Below are 17,961 nucleotides of genomic sequence, written 5' to 3'. Positions count from 1 at the left end.
CGGCGGGCGGCACATGGTGCCGACGCCGACAACCTCAGCCGAGACCGCGATGGGCGGCCCACAGTGCCCCGGCGCGGCCGGCCGCCTCGGCCACCAGGGCCGCCAGTTCGGGTTTGTCGGGGACGGGGAACGAGACGTATGCCCCGCGACCGCCGCCGACCGGTCGGCCGTAAGCCTTTGCGGCGAGGTGGCCGTCCGGGAGGAGCCGGACAGTGAGCGTGGTCAGTTCGAACACTTCACCGCGTCGGGTGTCCGTCCAGCGGAGCGCCTCCGGGATCGTGACGTTGATCGCGAGAGCCTTCACTTCCGGGCCGCTGCTCATGGACGGATGCTCTCACGCGAGTCGGCGCCGGAGGCCGCTTGCGCGAGAGCTGGGGCGACTTCGGCCGATGCGGCCCGGTCCGGAGGCCTGACCGGCCGCCCGCCCCCCTAGCCCTCCAGGAACGCCCCCAGCGCGTTCGCCAGCAGGTACGGGTCGTCCGCGCCGCACAGTTCGCGGGCGCTGTGCATCGACAGGATGGGCACGCCGATGTCGACGGTGCGGATGCCGTGCCGGGCCGCGGTGATCGGGCCGATGGTGGTGCCGCAGGGCATGGAGTTGTTGGAGACGAAGCTCTGGAAGGGGACGTTCGCCTTCTCGCAGGCGGCGGCCCACACGGCCCGGCCCGAACCGTCCGTCGCGTAGCGGTTGTTGACGTTGACCTTGAGGATCGGGCCGCCGTTGACGCGCGGGTGGTGCGTCGGGTCGTGCCGCTCCGCGTAGTTGGGGTGGACCGCGTGACCGGTGTCGGAGGACAGACAGACGGTGGCGGCGAAGGCGCGCGCCCGGTCCTCGTAACCGCCGCCGCGCGCGAACACCGAACGCTCCAGCACCGTGCCGAGCAGCGGCCCGTCCGCCCCGGTGTCCGACTGGGAGCCGTTCTCCTCGTGGTCGAAGGCGGCCAGTACCGGGATGGCGGGCAGCGGCTCACCGGAGCCGGCGACGGCCGCCAGGGCGGACACGCCCGCGTGCACGGACAGCAGGTTGTCCATGCGCGGGCCCGCGACCAGCTCGCGGTCTCGGCCGAGGTAGGCCGGCGGCTCGACCGAGTGCGTCATCAGGTCCCAGCCGGCCACCGCGCCCGCCGGCAGCCCGCACTCGTGCTCCAGGAAGGCGATCAGGTCGCCGTCGCGCACGTCGCCGCCGAGGCCCCACACCGGCTGCAGGTGCCGCTGCTTGTCGAGCTTGAGGCCCTCGGACGACACCGACCGGTCGAGGTGGATGGCCAGTTGGGGCACCCTGAGCAGCGGCCGGTCGATGTTGACCAGGCGGGTGGAGCCGTCGCGCAGCGTCAGCCGCCCGGCGAGCCCCAGGTCGCGGTCGAGCCAGGAGTTCAGCAGCGGCCCGCCGTAGATCTCGACGGCGACCTGGCGCCAGCCGTGCGCCCCGGCGTCCGGCTGCGGCTTGACCCGCAGGTTGGGGGAGTCGGTGTGCGCGCCGAGGATCCGGAACGGGGTGTGGGCGGCGGCGCCCTCGGGGACGTACCAGGCGACGATGGCGCCGCCGCGCAGCACGTACTTGCCGCCGGTCGTCCCGTCCCATGCGTCCGTCTCCGCGACCTGCCTGAAGCCGGCCTTCTCCAGCCGTTCGGCGGCGTTCGCCACGGCGTGGTACGGCGACGGGCTCGCCGCGAGGAAGGACATCAGGTCGTCGGTGTGGCCGCGGTCGAAGCGGGAGGGTGCGCTCATAGTCTTCACCTTAACGACGTACGAGGGCCCGCTCCCCCTTACCGGGAGCGGGCCCTCGTGACTGTTCAGGAAGGACGGGACGGCCGGATCAGAACGCGGCCTCGTCCAGCTCCATCAGGTCCAGGTCCACGCCCTCGGCCACCTTGCGGGCCAGGGTGACGCCCGGCAGGACGTTGGCCGCGAAGAACTTCGCCGCGGCGATCTTGCCGGTGTAGAACGCCACATCCTTGGAAGACACAGCCTTCGCGGAAGCCGTCTCGAGCTTCTCGGCGGCGACCGCGGCGCCCTTGAGCAGCAGGTAGCCGACGACGACGTCACCGGAGGCCATCAGCAGGCGGGTGCTGTTGAGGCCGACCTTGTAGATGTTCTTGACGTCCTGCTCGGTGGCCGCGAGGTCGGTGAGCATCAGGCCGACGATGGCCTCCAGCTCGACCGCGGCCTTGGCCAGGTGCTCGCGGGCGCCCGCCAGCTCCTCGCCGCCGGTGCCGAGCGCGAGGAACTTCTTGATGTCCTCGGCGAGGGAGTTCAGCGCGGCGCCCTGGTTGCGGACGATCTTCCGGAAGAAGAAGTCCTGGCCCTGGATCGCGGTGGTGCCCTCGTACAGGGTGTCGATCTTGGCGTCGCGGATGTACTGCTCGATCGGGTACTCCTGCAGGAAGCCGGAGCCGCCGAAGGTCTGCAGCGACTGGGCGAGCTGCTCGTAGCCCTTCTCGGAGCCGTAGCCCTTGACGATCGGCAGGAGCAGGTCGTTGAGGGCGTGCTCGGCGGAGGCGTCCTCGCCGGCGGCCTCCTTGACGGCTATCGCGTCCTGGATCGAGGCGGTGTAGAGGACGAGGGCGCGCATGCCCTCGGCGTACGCCTTCTGCGTGATCAGGGAGCGGCGCACGTCCGGGTGGTGGGTGATGGTGACCTTGGGCGCGGTCTTGTCCATGAAGTTCGCCAGGTCCGGACCCTGGACGCGCTCCTTGGCGTACTCCAGCGCGTTGAGGTAGCCGGTGGACAGCGTGGAGATCGCCTTCGTGCCGACCATCATCCGCGCGAACTCGATGATGCGGAACATCTGGCGGATGCCGTCGTGCTTGTCGCCGATCAGCCAGCCCTTGGCGGGGTGGCGGTCGCCGAAGGTCATCTCGCAGGTGTTGGAGGCCTTCAGGCCCATCTTGTGCTCGACGTTGGTGGCGTAGACGCCGTTGCGCTCGCCGAGCTCGCCGGTCTCGAAGTCGAAGAGGTACTTCGGGACGAGGAAGAGGGACAGGCCCTTGGTGCCGGGGCCGGCGCCCTCGGGACGCGCGAGGACGTAGTGGAGGATGTTCTCCTCCATGTCGTGCTCACCGGAGGTGATGAAGCGCTTCACGCCCTCGATGTGCCAGGAGCCGTCCTCCTGCTGGATCGCCTTGGTACGGCCGGCGCCCACGTCGGAGCCCGCGTCGGGCTCGGTGAGCACCATGGTCGAACCCCAGGTCCGCTCGACCGCGATCCGGGCGATCTTCTTCTGGACCTCGTTGCCCTCGTCGAAGAGGATCCCGGCGAACGCGGGGCCGGAGGAGTACATCCACACGGCCGGGTTGGCGCCGAGGATCAGCTCCGCGTAGGACCAGATCAGGGACGGGGGAGCGGTCGTGCCGCCGATCTCCTCGGGCAGGCCGAGACGCCAGTACTCCGACTCCATGAAGGCCTTGTAGCTCTTCTTGAACGACGCCGGGACCGGCGCGGTGTTCGTCTCGGGGTCGAAGACCGGCGGGTTGCGGTCGGCGTCCGCGAAGGACTCGGCCAGCTCGTTCTCGGCGAGGCGGGTCAGCTCCTCCAGAACGCTCTTGGCGGTGTCCGTGTCCATCTCCTCGAACGGGCCGGTGCCGTAGAGCTTGTCGCGGCCGAGCACTTCGAAGAGGTTGAACTCGATGTCGCGGAGATTGGACTTGTAGTGCCCCATGGTGACGGCTCCGTATAGGACTCGGCGAGGCACTGGCTCCTCGCATCTGGTTCACGTACCAACAAGTGGCTACGATGATGCTACCCGCCAGTAATAAGAAGCAAGCCCCACCGGTCAAGTGTGAGAAGGGTCTACATACGCACGCCCGGAAACGGGCCGAGAACGCTCGACGGGCCTGCTGTGCGGGGGGCGGTCTCGGTACTCTTACGCGCATGTACGGCTACGACCAGAACGTGGGCGGCGCTCAGCAGCAGTACGCCCCGCCGCAGCAGCCCGGCGGCCTCGGCGGGTACGGCCAGCAGCCGCCGCTCTACCCGGAGCCGTCCCCGCCCTCGCTCGCGGACGCCGTGCGCGCCTTCACCACCGGTCAGATGGCCGCCGAGGACTTCCAGCAGGTCTTCGCCACCTCCAAGGTGTACTGCCCGCGCGGTGACAACCCCGGCTTCCTCGCCCTGCACAACACCCAGCAGCCGGTGATCCCGATGTTCACCTCCCTCAAGGAGCTGCGCCGGTACGCGGGCAAGGAGTCCAAGTACTTCGTCATCACCGGCTCCGAGGTCATCGACCTGCTGCCGACCGGCTACGGCTTCGTCCTCGACATGGAGGGCGAGCACCGCATGGTCTTCGACGCGAAGGCGGTCGAGCAGATGGTGGAGTTCGCGATGCGCCGTATGTACGGCTGACAGCTCCTCGCCGGCCTGCGCGGCCACCTGCGCGGCCACTTCGACGGCACCCGACGGCCCGGAGGGAATTCCCACCGGGCCTTCTCTGTTCTTGGTGGCAGAAAGTTCAACGCTCAACTAAACTGGCCGCACAAGGAGGTACCGACATGCCTGCAGTGACCGTCGAGAACCCGCTGACGCTGCCCCGGGTGACCGCGCCCGCGGACGCCGTGGCACGTCCCGTGCTCGCCGTCACGACCGCGCCGAGCGGTTTCGAGGGTGAGGGCTTCCCGGTGCGCCGGGCGTTCGCCGGGATCAACTACCGCCACCTCGACCCGTTCATCATGATGGACCAGATGGGCGAGGTGGACTACGCGCCGGGCGAGCCAAAGGGCACCCCCTGGCACCCGCACCGCGGCTTCGAGACCGTCACCTACATCATCGACGGCACCTTCGACCACCAGGACAGCAACGGTGGCGGCGGCACCATCACCAACGGCGACACCCAGTGGATGACCGCGGGTTCGGGCCTGCTGCACATCGAGGCCCCGCCGGAGTCCCTCGTCATGTCCGGCGGCCTCTTCCACGGCCTGCAGCTGTGGGTGAACCTCCCCGCCAAGGACAAGATGATGGCCCCGCGCTACCAGGACATCCGCGGCGGCAACGTCCAGCTCCTCACCACGCCCGACGGCGGCGCGCTGCTGCGGGTCATCGCCGGTGAACTGGACGGCCACGCCGGCCCCGGCATCACGCACACGCCGATCACCATGATCCACGCGACGCTCGCGCCGGGTGCCGAACTGACGCTGCCCTGGCGGGAGGACTTCAACGGCCTCGCCTACGTCCTCGCGGGCCGCGGTTCGGTCGGCACCGACCGCCGCCCCGTCCACCTGGGCCAGACGGCGGTCTTCGGCAGCGGTGGCTCCCTGACGGTCCGCGCGGACGAGAAGCAGGACTCCCACACCCCCGACCTGGAGGTCGTCCTCCTCGGCGGACAGCCCATCCGCGAGCCGATGGCCCACTACGGCCCGTTCGTCATGAACACCCGCGACGAACTCCAGCAGGCCTTCGAGGACTTCCAGAAGGGCCGCCTGGGCACGGTCCCGGCGGTGCACGGCATGACGGAGAGCGGCCCGCAGGGCTGAGCCTCCCAGGTGAGCGCCCGGGTGCGGTCCTGGCCCGCCCGGGCGCTCACGCCCCCTCGCGGAGCACGAACCAGATGCTCTTGCCCTCGCCGCGCGGATCCACCCCCCACGAGTCCGCGAGCAGCTCGATCAGCAGCAGGCCGCGGCCGGAGGAGGCAAGTTCGCCGGGGCGGCGCCGGTGCGGGAGGTCGTCGCCGGCGTCGGTGACCTCCACCCGCAGCCGGCGCTCGCCCTTGTCGCCGGTGACCTCGGCGAGCAGCATGGCGTCGGCGTCGGTGTGCACCAGGACGTTGGTGACCATCTCGGAGACCAGCAGGACCGCGGAGTCGACCTGGTCGTCCGAGGTCCAGTCGTGCAGCAGCTCCCGCACGTGCTGGCGGGCCTCGGCGATCCGCTCCGGCTCGGCCTGCGCCACCGACATCAGGGTGCGGCGCGTCCCGGCCCGCGGGGCCGTACCCGGCCGGACGCCTGCCGCGGTGCGGGACAGCAGCAGCACCGCCATGTCGTCCTCGCGCCGGCTTCCCGTCGGTCCGTGCACCGCCTGCACCAGGGCGTCGGCGAGCGGCTCCAGATCGTCGCCGTCCGGATCCGGGAGGTGCCCCTCGAGGATGCGGCGGATACGCCGCCAGCCGGTCTCCATGTCGTGCCCGCCGGCTTCGATCAGGCCGTCGGTGCAGATCATCATCGTTTCGCCGGCCTCGAGGGTGAACCGCGTGGTCGGGTAGTCGGCGTCCGGGTCGATGCCGAGCGGCAGCCCGCCCGCCGTCGGCCGGGTCATCACGGTCCCGTCCGCCATCCGGATCGCCGGGTCCGGATGCCCGGCGCGGGCGATCTCCAGGACGCCGGTCGCCGGGTCGGCCTCCGCGTACAGGCAGGTCGCGAAGCGCGCGTCCGCCCCGTCGCCGGCCATCCCGTGCAGAAAGCGCGAGGCCCGCGAGAGCACCGCGTCCGGGCGGTGGCCCTCGGCGGCGTACGCGCGCAGGGCGATGCGCAACTGCCCCATCAGTCCGGCCGCCCGCACGTCATGGCCCTGCACGTCACCGATGGCCAGGGCGAACCGGCCGCCGGGCAGCGGGATCAGGTCGTACCAGTCACCCCCGACCTGCAGCCCGCCCCCGGTCGGGATGTAGCGGGCGGCGACGCACATCCCCGGGATCCGCGGGCCCAGTGACGGCAGCATGGAACGCTGGAGCCCCTCGGCCAGCTCCCGCTCCGAGTCCGCGACCCCGGCCCGGGACAGGGCCTGGGCGAGCATGCGGGCCACGGTGGTCAGCACCGACCGCTCGTCCGGTGTGAAGGCGACCGGGTGGCTGAAGGCCGCCATCCAGGCACCCATCGTGCGGCCGGCCACCGTCAGCGGCAGGAACGCCCAGGACTGCCGGCCGAAGTGCTGCGCGAGCGGCCAGGCCACCGGGTAGCGGGACTTGTAGTCGGCGGGCGAGGAGAGATAGACGGCACGGCCGGTCCGCACCACCTCGGCGGCCGGATAGTCGGTCTCCAGCGGCATCTGCGTGAAGGGTCCGTCGTCGCCGGACCGGTCCCCGTGCTGTCCGATGATCGTCAGCCGGTCGCCCTGGACGCCGAACACCGCGAGCCGGTCCGGTGAGAAACCCGGCATGGCCAGCCCGTCCGCGACCCGCAGCACCTCCGCCGTGGACCGCGCCTCGGCCAAAGCCCGGCCCGCGTCCAGCAGGAACGCCTCCCGGGAGCGCCGCCAGTCACCGGTGACCGTACGGCGGCCCGCCGAGGGGCCCGGGCCAGGTTCGGTGACCTCCTGGAGGGTGCCGATCACCTCGTACGCCTTCTTCACCGGGTCGAAGGACGGCTTGGAGCGGCTGCGGACGACCCGGACGACCCGGGAGTGCTCGTCCATGATCCGGACCCGCACCTCCGCGAGCGTGCCCTCGGCCACCGCCAGTTGGATCACCGCGGTGATCTCGTTCCAGTCGACGGGATGGAGCCGGGAGCGTGCCTGGGCCTCGGTGAGGGTGGCCCGCTCGGCGGGCAGCCCCAGCAGCCTTGCCGCTTCCGCGTCCACGGTGACCAGTTCGTTGCCGGTGCTCCAGTGCCACAGGCCGGTCGCGAGGGTGGCGAGGACGTCCCCCGCGGCTGGCAGGGCCTCGCCAGTGCGCATTGCCCCACTTTAAGAAGAGGCGATCCGTGACTGCCACCGATACCGCCATGGAATACCCGAAGGACGTGTGCCTTCTCCTGCCCGGTGCCCGTCTCTCCTCCCGGTGGCGTGTGCCTCTCTTAATCGTGGGGAGCCGATCTTGGGGTGCCCGGTACCCTGGGGAGGTCCGGGCACCGGGCCCCGGAGATTCCCGATCCGCGAAGACTGGATGAACGACGATGCATCGGTACAGGTCCCACACCTGCGGCGAGCTCCGCGCCTCTGACGTCGGCACCGACGTCCGGCTGAGTGGCTGGCTGCACAATCGGCGCGACCTGGGCGGCATCCTCTTCATCGATCTGCGCGACCACTACGGCATCACGCAGCTCGTCGCCCGCCCCGGCACGCCCGCCTACGAGGCCCTCGACAAGGTCTCGAAGGAGTCGACGGTCCGTGTCGACGGCAAGGTTGTTTCACGTGGAACCGAGAACGTGAACCCCGACCTGCCGACCGGTGAGATCGAGGTCGAGGTGGGCGAGGTCGAGCTGCTGGGTGCCGCCCAGCCGCTGCCCTTCACCATCAACACCGAGGACGGGGTCAACGAGGAGCGGCGCCTGGAGTACCGCTTCCTGGACCTGCGCCGCGAGCGCATGCACCGCAACATCATGCTGCGCACGTCGGTGATCTCGGCGATCCGGCACAAGATGACGGCGCTGGGCTTCAACGAGATGGCGACGCCGATCCTGTCCGCCACCTCCCCCGAGGGCGCCCGCGACTTCGTCGTGCCCTCCCGGCTGAACCCGGGCAAGTTCTACGCGCTGCCGCAGGCCCCGCAGCAGTTCAAGCAGCTGCTGATGATCTCCGGCTTCGACCGCTACTTCCAGATCGCGCCCTGCTTCCGTGACGAGGACGCGCGCGCGGACCGCTCGCCGGGCGAGTTCTACCAGCTCGACGTCGAGATGAGCTTCGTCGAGCAGGAGGATGTCTTCCAGCCGATCGAGAAGCTCATGACGGAGCTGTTCGAGGAGTTCGGGGGCGGCCGTCACGTCACCTCGCCCTTCCCGCGGATCCCGTTCCGCGAGGCGATGCTGAAGTACGGCTCGGACAAGCCGGACCTGCGGGCCCAGCTCGAGCTGGTGGACATCACCGACATCTTCGAGGGCTCGGAGTTCAAGGCCTTCGCGGGCAAGCACGTACGCGCGCTGCCGGTGCCGGACGTCTCCGCGCAGCCCCGCAAGTTCTTCGACCAGCTCGGCGACTTCGCGGTGACGCTGGGCGCGAAGGGTCTGGCCTGGGTCCGTGTCGCGGAGGACGGCTCGCTGACCGGCCCGATCGCGAAGTTCCTCACCGAGGAGAACGTCGCCGAGCTCACCAAGCGGCTGTCCCTGTCGGCCGGTCACGCCGTCTTCTTCGGCGCGGGCGAGTTCGACGAGGTCTCCAAGATCATGGGCGCGGTGCGGGTCGAGGCCGCCAAGCGGGCCGGGCACTTCGAGGAGAACGTCTTCCGCTTCTGCTGGATCGTCGACTTCCCGATGTACGAGAAGGACGAGGAGACCGGCGCGATCGACTTCTCGCACAACCCGTTCTCCATGCCGCAGGGCGGCCTCGAGGCCCTTCAGACCCAGGACCCGCTGGACATCCTGGGCTGGCAGTACGACATCGTCTGCAACGGCGTCGAGCTGTCCTCCGGCGCGATCCGGAACCACGAGCCGGAGATCATGCTGAAGGCCTTCGAGATCGCGGGCTACGACCGGGAGACCGTCGAGGAGAAGTTCGCCGGCATGCTGCGCGCCTTCCGCTTCGGCGCCCCGCCGCACGGTGGCATCGCCCCGGGCGTCGACCGCATCGTCATGCTGCTGGCCGACGAGCCCAACATCCGCGAGACCATCGCCTTCCCGCTCAACGGCAACGCCCAGGACCTGATGATGGGCGCGCCGACGGAGCTGGAGGAGGCGCGGCTGAAGGAGCTGCACCTGCAGGTGCGCAAGCCGCAGCCGAAGTAAGGCACAGCTGGGCAGGAAGGGCTCGAAACCGGCGTCGGTTTCGAGCCCTTCCTCGTTGTGTCTGACGAGTCAGTGCCGTTTTCCAAGGTCACTGACAGGCTTCGCACCTAGCTTCCCGGCCCATGGCAGACAACGAACAGGCTTCATCCCGAGCAGACCTGACCCGTCGCAAGGTCCTGGTCGCCGGCGGTGCGACGGTGGCCGCGGTGGGTGTCGCCGGCACCTTGGCGGCGAACGCCTCGGCGGACGAGGCGACCTCCGAGGCCACGGGCGACGCGTGTTACACGCTCACGTCCGAGTTGGTCGAGGGCCCGTACTACATCGACGCCGACAAGATCCGCCAGGACGTCACCGAGGACCAGGAGGGCATCCCTCTGACCCTCACGCTCAAGGTGATCGACTCCGAGACCTGCAAGCCGCTCCGGAACGCGGCCGTCGACATCTGGCACTGCAACGCGGTGGGCGTCTACTCGGGCTACGAGGCGATGGGCAGCGGCGGTGGCGGCCCGGCGCCCACGGGCGAGCCCCCGACCGGCACCCCCACCGGCGAACCCCCCACCGGCGGCCCCGGCGGAGGCGGCGGCGGACATCAGGACCCGACGGACGACGACCGCTTCCTGCGCGGCACCTGGCACACCGACCGGCATGGCCTCGTCACCTTCAGGACGGTCTTCCCCGGCTGGTACCAGGGCCGCTGCGTCCACATCCACGTCAAGGTGCACGTGGACGGCGAGTGGACGGACGCCGGCTACGAGGGCGGGCACACCTGCCACACGGGCCAGTTGTTCTTCGACGAGAAGTCGGTCCTGCTGACCGAGTCGGTCGAGCCGTACGCCGGCAACATGACCACCCGCACCACCCTCGACGAGGACACCATCTACCCGGACAACGGGCACGACGGCGGCCTCCTCTACCTCAAGTACGACCGGAAGCACATCGCCCGTGGCGTACGCGCCCACCTGACCCTGGGCGTCGACCCCGGCACGACGAACGACGGTCAGGACGGGCCCGGCCCCCGCCCCACCTCCTCGGCGTCACCTTCCGCTTCGGCGAGCTGACCCCGACCGCGAGCCTCCCTTGCCGCGAAGGGCGGCGGGGGAGGCCGCACCGTGCGCCGCGCACCTCACTCCCCCGGCTCGTCCGGGGACGCCCCCTCCTCCAGCAGCCGCTCGGCGATGTCCGTCGACCAGGCCAGAGCCCAGGCACGGACCTCCGTGACCTCGTCCTCCGTCAGCCCGTACGCCGTGAACGCCGAGTCCGCGTAGTAGTCCATGCCCTCCAGGCGGCTCCGGAGGGCGGGCAGGTCGAACTCGTCCCGGGTGTGGCGGCGGGCCAGTTCCTCCAGTTCGGGCCAGGTGAAGCGGGCGGAGGCGGCCCGCGCGTCGATCAGGTCGACGGCGAGCCCGCGGTCGTAGAGGGCCCGGATCTTCGTACCCACCGCGTCTTCGAGGGAGAGTGCCGGGCCGTAGGAGGTCGGGACGGGCGGGCTCCAGAAGGTCTCCTTGTGCAGGGCCAGAGCGGTGGAGGGCGCGCCCGTCTGCGGGTCCGTGACGGACAGATGGGCGGAGAGCGGATCCGTGTCCCGGAGCCTCACCTCGCGTCCCCGGGCGGTGAGCGCGTCGCCGAGCGCGCGGGCGATCCGCTCCATCGGCTCGGTGCTCTCGGTGGCCAGGTCGACGTTGGCGTGCGGGCGCTCGAGCAGGCCGTGCGCCTGCAGGGCGTAGCCGCCGGCCAGGGCCAGCGGAACGGGCGCGGCCACGGCGAAGACGTCGGCGAGGAGGCGGAGGTGGGCCTCCGGTCCGGGCTGGGGGAGGTGCGACAGGTTCACCCCGGGAAGTCTTCCCCAAGAGCGGCAACCTTCCCGCCACCTGAGGCCACTGACGAGTCGTAAGCCGAATCCGCATGTAAGGACTCCTCCGTGGCATCCCCTTCGCAGCGCCCCTCGCACCGCCGGTCCCTCCGTACGCGGCGCGTCCTCGTCGTCTCCGCCGCCGCCGTGGTCGCCGGTGCCGGTGCCGGTTTCTTCGTAATGAACGCGAACGCGAGCGGCACCGACCTGTACCACCAGACGCCGGCCGCCAAGGACGGCTGGGCGTCATCCGGATCCGGTACGACCGGCGGCGCGAAGGCCGACGCGGCACACACCTTCACCGTCTCCACCCGCGCCCAGCTCGTGAAGGCGCTGGGGTCCGCGTCCGACACGACGCCCCGGATCATCAAGGTCAGCGGGACCATCGACGCCAACACCGACGACGCGGGGAAGAAGCTGACCTGCGCGGACTACGCGTCCGGCACCGGCTACTCGCTGTCCGCCTACCTGAAGGCCTTCGACCCCGCCACCTACGGCCGCTCCAAGCTGCCCTCCGGAACCCAGGAGAAGGCCCGGGCCGCCGCCCAGACCAAGCAGGCGAAGAACGTCACCTTCAAGGTGCCGGCCAACACCACGATCGTCGGTGTGCCGGGCACCAAGGCCGGGATCACGGGCGGCATGCTCCAGATCCAGAGCGTGGACAACGTCATCGTCCGCAACCTGACCTTCTCCGCCACCGAGGACTGCTTCCCGCAGTGGGACCCGACCGACGGCGACGACGGCAACTGGAACTCCAACTACGACTCGGTCACCCTGCGCGGTGCGACCCACGTCTGGGCGGACCACAACACGTTCACCGACGCCCCGCACTTCGACAGCGCCAACGCGAAGTACTTCGGCCGTGAATACCAGATCCACGACGGCGCCCTCGACATCACCAAGGGTTCGGACCTGGTGACCGTCGAACGCAACCAGTTCACCAACCACGACAAGACGATGCTCATCGGCAGCAGCGACACCGACAGCACCGGCAAGCTGCACGTCTCCATCCACCACAACGTGTGGAAGGGCGTCGTGCAGCGCGCACCCCTGGCCCGGATCGGCCAGGTGCACATCTACAACAACCTCTACGACACCGCGACCGTCAACGGCTACGTGCTCCAGTACAGCATCAACTCCCGAGCCAAGGCCCAGGTGGTCGCGGAGGACAACTACTGGAAGATCCCCACGAGCCAGAAGGTCTCCAAGCTGCTGAGCGGCGACGGCACGGGCTCGGTCGCCGGCAGCGGCAACCTCGTGAACGGCACGGCGACCGACCTGGTGGCCGCGTACAACGCCGAGAACTCGAAGAAGATCAAGACCACGGTCAACTGGACCCCGACGCTGACCGCCGGCCTGGAGACGTCGGCGAAGAACCTGCCGACGTCGCTGGCGACGACGACGGGGGCCGGGGTGCTGAACTAGACGATGCGGGTGGGTGGTTCGTCCTCTCGCGGCGTCAACGAGGCCCATGCGCTGGTGAGTTGAGACGTTGAACACGTCTTCCAATGCAAATAAACGCTTTACAGCAGACCAAGGTCACGGCAAGATGATCACCGGGGTTGGCGCGTGGCACTCACGCCGACCACCAGCCCTTTTCATAACGGGAGGAAATCACAGTGAAGACGCCTGCCAAGAAGATGGCCATAGCCGCGTCCATGATGGCGGCCATCGGGACCTTTGCCGCGGCGGGACCCGCGACCGCGGTTACCCCGGCCTCGGCGCCGGTGCATTACCAGACGTTCTCCGCCGCCCATGGCGACAAGCCCCCGGCGGCGCTTATCGGCCCGCACGGTGAGAAGCCCAAGGAGTGGGGCAAGGTGACCTTCACCGAGGGCACCAAGGGGATCATCACCCCCAAGGTGAGCAAGGGCGGAGGCACCTGGAACTACGGTACCGCCCTCGATGGTGTCTACAAGGTCTGCTACTCGAACTACATCCACCCGACGAAGAAGCACTCGGCCAGCGTCTCCATCGCTGACGCCACCGACAAGGACATTCGCGAGAAGGACATCTGGGCGAAGGCGTCGGCTGAGGCCGGTACGGCCCACACCTGCAACGCCTACTGGGGCGTCTACTAAACGGCACCTCAACGTAGAATGTGCTGATTGACGGCTTGGCCGCCACCTTCTTCACGGTGGCGGCCAAGCCGCGCATACCCGCTGCTCGCTCACGACCTTCACCCCCACTGTAAGGTGCGCTCATGCCTTCCTCGATCTTGAGGCCCACGCTGGTTCTGGCGGCTTCTGCGGCCGTAGGGATTCTCGGTCCCGTGTTCGGGTCGGTGAATGGGCAGGCCGGCCAAGTCATCTCTGCCACGTTGAGTGCCGGGTGGGCGTATGCCGCCGTTTCCTATTTTTCTGGCATGGCGAGCACTACGAAAAAGGGAGCCGTTGTCCTCGGCGTCGTATCCCTTTGGGTGAGCGTGGTGGCGTACTACTTGACGAAGGCCGCTCAAGGGGATTACCTGCGAGCCGACCTGAGTGACACCACCGGGAAGACCGAGTATTTCGCATACGGTGAACTTCTCTCCATGATCGGGCTCTGGAGCGTGGTCGCCTGCATCCTGGGGCCCCTCTGCGGAATAGCCGGGAAATTCTCACGTACCGGACCGTATCGTTTCCCTTTCCAGCTCCTGCTCCCACTGGTAGTCGTGGTCGAGACCACCATGCGCCTGGCTTATCCGGCTCCTTTGCAGGTCCAATTGGTCGTCACTACATGGCAGGTCACTCGCGTCGTGGCGATAGTCGCTGTCGTCGCTCTGTTCGTCGTGGCTGTGTGGCAGGGAAAGAGCAACCATCCGGCAGACCAAGCCCGTGCCTAGCCGGGCATGAGATCGCCTCCACGTGAGGCAGCCCGATGGCCATGGCGAGGGCCGTGTTCATGCGCCCTCGAACTCATGAGACGTTCGCGCCCCGCTCCCGGTGAGAAACGGGAGCGGGGCGCGTTGCCGTACGGCTCACGGGTTACGCGGTCGGCTTCTCCTCCAGGCGGGGGAAGAGCACCGCGTCCTAGCCTTCCTCGCCGCCGAAGCGCTCCTTGTACGCCGCCAGGTCCTCGTCCGTGAGCTTCGCGAACAGCACCGGCGGGACCGTGAACGGGGTGCCGGCGGGGACGGCGGTGAGGGCCTTGGCCTCGTCCGGCGTAACCCAGGTGGCGGTGTCGTCCGCCAGCTCGAAGGCGCCGCGCATCGCAGCCGAGGTGGCCGGGATGAGGGGCTCGGAGACCACCGCGTACAGGTGGATCAGGTTCATCGCCGTACGCAGGGTGAGGGCCGCGCCGTCCTTGTCGGTCTTGATCTCCAGCCAGGGGGCCTTCTCCTCCAGGTAGGAGTTGCCGGCCGACCACAGGGCGCGCAGGGCGGCGGCGGCCTTGCGGAACTGGAGGGCTTCCATGTGCGTCTCGTACTCGGACAGCAGGGCGGCGATCTCCTCGCCCAGCTTCCGCTCCGCCTCGCCCGGCTCACCGCCCGCCGGGACCTCCTCGCCGAACCGCTTCCTCGAGAAGGACAGGACACGGTTGACGAAGTTGCCGAGGGTGTCGGCGAGGTCCTTGTTGACGGTGGCCGTGAAGTGCTCCCAGGTGAAGGACGAGTCGTCCGACTCCGGGGCGTTGGCGATCAGGAAGTAGCGCCAGTAGTCGGCGGGGAGGATGTCCAGGGCCTGGTCGGTGAAGACGCCGCGCTTCTGCGAGGTGGAGAACTTGCCGCCGTAGTACGTCAGCCAGTTGAAGGCCTTGACGTAGTCGACCTTCTTCCACGGTTCACGGACGCCGAGTTCCGTGGCCGGGAACATCACCGTGTGGAACGGGACGTTGTCCTTCGCCATGAACTCGGTGTAGCGGACGGTGTCGTCCGCCTCGTACCACCAGGACTTCCAGTCCCGGGTCTCTCCGGCGGGGGCGGCGTCCGCCCACTCCTTCGTCGCGCCGATGTACTCGATCGGGGCGTCGAACCAGACGTAGAAGACCTTGCCCTCGGCCGCGAGCTCCGGCCAGGTGTCCGCCGGGACCGGGACGCCCCAGTCCAGATCACGGGTGATCGCCCGGTCGTGCAGGCCCTCGTTCAGCCACTTGCGGGCGATGGAGGAGGCGAGCTGAGGCCAGTCCTCCTCGTGCCGGGAGACCCAGGCCTCGACCTCGTGCTGCAGCTTGGACTGCAGGAGGAAGAGGTGCTTGGTCTCGCGGACCTCCAGGTCGGTAGAGCCGGAGATCGCGGAGCGGGGGTTGATCAGGTCGGTCGGGTCCAGGACGCGGGTGCAGTTCTCGCACTGGTCACCGCGGGCCTTGTCGTAGCCGCAGTGCGGGCAGGTGCCCTCGACGTAGCGGTCCGGGAGGAAACGGCCGTCGGTCGGGCTGTACACCTGGCGGATGGCCCGCTCCTCGATGAAGCCGTTCTCGTTCAGCCTGCGGGCGAAGTGCTGGGTGATCTCGACGTTCTCCGGGCTGGAGCTGCGGCCGAAGTGGTCGAAGGCGAGCGCGAAGCCGTCGTAGACCGCCTTCTGGGCGTCGTGGGCCTGGGCACAGAACTCGGCGACCGGGAGGCCCTGCTCCTTCGCCGCGAGTTCCGCCGGGGTGCCGTGCTCGTCCGTCGCGCAGATGTAGAGGACGTCGTGGCCGCGCTGGCGGAGGTACCGGGAGTACACGTCCGCCGGGAGCATGGACCCCACCATGTTGCCCAGGTGCTTGATTCCGTTGATGTACGGAAGGGCGCTGGTGATGAGGTGTCGAGCCATCGCGGGCTGCTCCCAAGTCGCTGCACGGAGTGACGATCTCGTGGTTTCCGGGTCGTCTACGAACCTTGAAATCGTAGCCGACATGGGTACGCCGCCCGCTTCCCGTTTTAGGTGCTGAGAAGTGGGCGGCGTTCCGCGGTGCGGGAAGGGCTGCGTGGGTTACGGGCGCCAGGTCGCCAGTACGCCCTCGTAGAGCTCGGTGTCCGTGAGCTCGCGGGGGGCCGGGCCCGCGTGGAAGAAGGACGTGTTGTCGGTCTTCAGTTTGCGGAGGTAGTCGAAGGCCTTGTTGTCGTGCTCACCGAAGGCGACGAAGGAGAAGAAGACGGCGGGGTGCGTCTTCGCGGCCTCGGTGAGGGACTGGGTGGCCGGGGTCTTGGCGTCGGGGGCGCCGTCCGTCTGGAAGATCACCAGGGCGGGGGCGGTGGGGTCGGCGGTCTTGTCGTGCAGGGCGAGTACGGCTTCGACCGCGGCGTGGTAGCTGGTGCGGCCCATGCGGCCGAGCCCTGCGTGCAGGTCGTCGATCTTGTTCTCGTGGTCGGTGAGGGTGAGCTCGCCGGTGCCGTCCACCTCCGTGGAGAAGAAGACGACCGGGACCGTTCCCTCCGGGTCGAGGTGGGCGGCGAGGGCGAGGGTCTGCTCGGCCAGGGCCTGGGCGGAGCCGTCCTTGTAGTACGGGCGCATGCTCGCGGAGCGGTCCAGGACGAGGTAGAGCTTGGCTCGGGTGCCGGTGAGGTTGGTTTTCCTGAGGGTGGTGGTGGCTGCCTTGTAGGCGGTGGCCAGGGCGGGGGCGCGGGACTTGAGCTTGGCGAGGGTGGTCGCGGGGGCGGGTGCGGGTGCGGGCTTACCGGCCTCGGCTTCGCCTTCGGCCGGGTCGTTCCCACCCGCACCACCCGTGCTGGCTTCGTCGTCGGGTGCGGGTGGCCCCTGTGGGGTGTTCTCGCCGTCGGCGGCTGCGGGCTCGTCCGTCTGCTCGGTGACCGGCTCCGGCTCCGCCTCCGCCGGCACCTCGGCCTCGATCTCGGCGGGCTCCTCGGCCACCGGCTCCGCCTCGACCTCGGGGGCTGCTTCGGCAGTCGGCTTGGCCTCCGGCTCGGGCTTGGCCTCGGGCTCCGGCTCGGGCTCGGGCTCGGACTCGGGCTCCGGCTCGGGCTCGGGCTCCGGCTCGGGCTCCGGCTTGGCGTCGGGCTCCGCCTCGACCTCGGGGGCTGCTTCGGCAGTCGGCTTGGCCTCGGGCTCCGGCTTGGCCTCGGGGGCTGCTTCGGCGGTCGGCTCGGGCTCGGGCTCGGGCTCGGGCTCGGGCTCGGCGGTCGGCTCCGGCTCGGCCTTGGCGGTCGGCTCCGGCTCCGGCTTGGCCTCGATGGTCGGCTTGGCCTCGGGCTCCGGCTCGGGATCGGCCTTGGCGGTCGGCTCCGGCTTGGCCTCGGCCTCGGCCTCGGGTTCTGCCTTGGCCGTGGGTTCCGGCTCCGGAGCCGGGTCGATCACCGGGGCCAGGCGGATTTCCGGGTCCGTGGGCTGGGCCGGGACCGTCACGTTGTTGAAGGCTGCCGAGACCAGGTCGTGCTCCTGGCGGGGCTCGGGGACCTGGGCCTTGGGCTCGGGCTGCGGTTCGGGTTCCGGCGTGGGGGACGGAACGGTCGGCTCGGGCGAAAGCGTGCTGTCCGCACCCTCTGCTTCGGCGGTACGCCCCTTGCGCGATCGGCCGAACGCGTTCCGCAGGAGAGTGAGAATGCCCATGTGCGCAACCCTTCGAAGTGAGTTGTTTCCGTCGATCCCTGGCCAGGACGGACACGTAAGGTTA

Annotated in this window: 14 protein-coding genes; 7 read left to right on the top strand and 7 right to left on the bottom strand. The window is 69.4% G+C overall.

The window, feature by feature from the left end; translation table 11 throughout:
- Window positions 1-34: 34 nt before the first annotated feature.
- The 3 genes from ACFYZQ_RS10400 to ACFYZQ_RS10390 all read right to left on the bottom strand — a co-directional run bounded on the left by ACFYZQ_RS10400 (window position 35) and on the right by ACFYZQ_RS10390 (window position 3,658).
- Window positions 35-322: a hypothetical protein gene (locus ACFYZQ_RS10400; RefSeq protein ID WP_389144235.1), complete on the bottom strand. Its 288-nt coding sequence runs from the start codon at window positions 320-322 to the stop codon at window positions 35-37.
- A gap of 107 nt (window positions 323-429) precedes the next feature.
- Window positions 430-1,728, bottom strand: a complete 1,299-nt coding sequence (locus ACFYZQ_RS10395) for a M18 family aminopeptidase (RefSeq protein WP_389144232.1) — start codon at window positions 1,726-1,728, stop codon at window positions 430-432.
- An 88-nt stretch (window positions 1,729-1,816) separates the two neighbouring features.
- The gene (locus ACFYZQ_RS10390) at window positions 1,817-3,658 is read right to left on the bottom strand and encodes an acyl-CoA dehydrogenase (RefSeq protein WP_389144229.1); all 1,842 of its coding nucleotides are present in this window, start codon (window positions 3,656-3,658) and stop codon (window positions 1,817-1,819) included.
- Between the two features lie 212 nt (window positions 3,659-3,870).
- Between ACFYZQ_RS10390 and ACFYZQ_RS10385 the strand changes: the two genes are divergently transcribed.
- Both ACFYZQ_RS10385 and ACFYZQ_RS10380 read left to right on the top strand, forming a co-directional pair.
- Window positions 3,871-4,341 (top strand): SseB family protein, encoded by a 471-nt coding sequence (locus ACFYZQ_RS10385; RefSeq protein ID WP_388792695.1) that lies wholly within the window; start codon window positions 3,871-3,873, stop codon window positions 4,339-4,341.
- A gap of 146 nt (window positions 4,342-4,487) precedes the next feature.
- On the top strand, window positions 4,488-5,465 hold the full coding sequence (locus ACFYZQ_RS10380; protein ID WP_389144226.1) for a pirin family protein: 978 nt from the start codon (window positions 4,488-4,490) through the stop codon (window positions 5,463-5,465).
- Window positions 5,466-5,511: 46 nt separating this feature from the next.
- On the opposite strand, the gene ACFYZQ_RS10375 is transcribed toward ACFYZQ_RS10380, so the two are convergent.
- Window positions 5,512-7,599 carry a SpoIIE family protein phosphatase gene (locus tag ACFYZQ_RS10375; protein WP_389144223.1) on the bottom strand — a complete coding sequence of 696 codons (2,088 nt, stop codon included), beginning with the start codon at window positions 7,597-7,599 and terminating at the stop codon, window positions 5,512-5,514.
- A 218-nt stretch (window positions 7,600-7,817) separates the two neighbouring features.
- Here ACFYZQ_RS10375 and aspS point away from each other — a divergent pair, with 218 nt between their 5' ends.
- Both aspS and ACFYZQ_RS10365 read left to right on the top strand, forming a co-directional pair.
- Window positions 7,818-9,581, top strand: coding sequence for an aspartate--tRNA ligase (gene aspS, locus ACFYZQ_RS10370; RefSeq protein WP_389144220.1), 1,764 nt, complete (start codon window positions 7,818-7,820; stop codon window positions 9,579-9,581).
- Window positions 9,582-9,703: 122 nt separating this feature from the next.
- A complete protein-coding gene (locus tag ACFYZQ_RS10365; RefSeq protein WP_389144217.1) occupies window positions 9,704-10,639 on the top strand; it encodes a dioxygenase in 936 nt (311 codons plus the stop codon).
- A gap of 65 nt (window positions 10,640-10,704) precedes the next feature.
- Here ACFYZQ_RS10365 and ACFYZQ_RS10360 read toward each other — a convergent pair whose 3' ends face one another.
- Window positions 10,705-11,403 (bottom strand): hypothetical protein, encoded by a 699-nt coding sequence (locus tag ACFYZQ_RS10360; protein WP_389144749.1) that lies wholly within the window; start codon window positions 11,401-11,403, stop codon window positions 10,705-10,707.
- Between the two features lie 96 nt (window positions 11,404-11,499).
- Between ACFYZQ_RS10360 and ACFYZQ_RS10355 the strand changes: the two genes are divergently transcribed.
- The 3 genes from ACFYZQ_RS10355 to ACFYZQ_RS10345 all read left to right on the top strand — a co-directional run bounded on the left by ACFYZQ_RS10355 (window position 11,500) and on the right by ACFYZQ_RS10345 (window position 14,254).
- The gene (locus ACFYZQ_RS10355) at window positions 11,500-12,855 is read left to right on the top strand and encodes a polysaccharide lyase family 1 protein (RefSeq protein ID WP_389144214.1); all 1,356 of its coding nucleotides are present in this window, start codon (window positions 11,500-11,502) and stop codon (window positions 12,853-12,855) included.
- 194 nt (window positions 12,856-13,049) lie between these two features.
- Window positions 13,050-13,511, top strand: a complete 462-nt coding sequence (locus ACFYZQ_RS10350; protein WP_389144211.1) for a lactococcin 972 family bacteriocin — start codon at window positions 13,050-13,052, stop codon at window positions 13,509-13,511.
- A 122-nt stretch (window positions 13,512-13,633) separates the two neighbouring features.
- Window positions 13,634-14,254, top strand: coding sequence for a hypothetical protein (locus tag ACFYZQ_RS10345; RefSeq protein WP_389144208.1), 621 nt, complete (start codon window positions 13,634-13,636; stop codon window positions 14,252-14,254).
- A gap of 187 nt (window positions 14,255-14,441) precedes the next feature.
- Here the strand turns inward: ACFYZQ_RS10345 and metG are convergent, their stop codons facing one another.
- Complete coding sequence (gene metG / locus ACFYZQ_RS10340) at window positions 14,442-16,163, bottom strand: methionine--tRNA ligase (RefSeq protein ID WP_389144205.1); 1,722 nt, start codon at window positions 16,161-16,163, stop codon at window positions 14,442-14,444.
- Between the two features lie 159 nt (window positions 16,164-16,322).
- The gene (locus ACFYZQ_RS10335; RefSeq protein ID WP_389144202.1) at window positions 16,323-17,897 is read right to left on the bottom strand and encodes a VWA domain-containing protein; all 1,575 of its coding nucleotides are present in this window, start codon (window positions 17,895-17,897) and stop codon (window positions 16,323-16,325) included.
- Window positions 17,898-17,961: the final 64 nt, after the last annotated feature.

Source organism: Streptomyces sp. NPDC001843, assembly GCF_042891955.1.
Classification (GTDB): Bacteria; Actinomycetota; Actinomycetes; order Streptomycetales; family Streptomycetaceae; genus Streptomyces.
The sequence above is the reverse complement of the archived record's forward strand: the minus strand, read 5'-3'. Positions and strand labels throughout refer to the sequence as shown.

Excerpts from the sequence above, each read along its gene's own strand:
- ACFYZQ_RS10380 (WP_389144226.1), top strand. The coding sequence starts at position 4,488 with ATGCCTGCAGTGACCGTCGAGAACCCGCTGACGCTGCCCCGGGTGACC.
- ACFYZQ_RS10365 (WP_389144217.1), top strand. The coding sequence starts at position 9,704 with ATGGCAGACAACGAACAGGCTTCATCCCGAGCAGACCTGACCCGTCGC.
- aspS (WP_389144220.1), top strand. The coding sequence starts at position 7,818 with ATGCATCGGTACAGGTCCCACACCTGCGGCGAGCTCCGCGCCTCTGAC.
- ACFYZQ_RS10385 (WP_388792695.1), top strand. The coding sequence starts at position 3,871 with ATGTACGGCTACGACCAGAACGTGGGCGGCGCTCAGCAGCAGTACGCC.
- ACFYZQ_RS10335 (WP_389144202.1), bottom strand. The coding sequence starts at position 17,897 with ATGGGCATTCTCACTCTCCTGCGGAACGCGTTCGGCCGATCGCGCAAG.
- metG (WP_389144205.1), bottom strand. The coding sequence starts at position 16,163 with ATGGCTCGACACCTCATCACCAGCGCCCTTCCGTACATCAACGGAATC.
- ACFYZQ_RS10395 (WP_389144232.1), bottom strand. The coding sequence starts at position 1,728 with ATGAGCGCACCCTCCCGCTTCGACCGCGGCCACACCGACGACCTGATG.
- ACFYZQ_RS10375 (WP_389144223.1), bottom strand. The coding sequence starts at position 7,599 with ATGCGCACTGGCGAGGCCCTGCCAGCCGCGGGGGACGTCCTCGCCACC.
- ACFYZQ_RS10390 (WP_389144229.1), bottom strand. The coding sequence starts at position 3,658 with ATGGGGCACTACAAGTCCAATCTCCGCGACATCGAGTTCAACCTCTTC.
- ACFYZQ_RS10345 (WP_389144208.1), top strand. The coding sequence starts at position 13,634 with ATGCCTTCCTCGATCTTGAGGCCCACGCTGGTTCTGGCGGCTTCTGCG.
- ACFYZQ_RS10400 (WP_389144235.1), bottom strand. The coding sequence starts at position 322 with ATGAGCAGCGGCCCGGAAGTGAAGGCTCTCGCGATCAACGTCACGATC.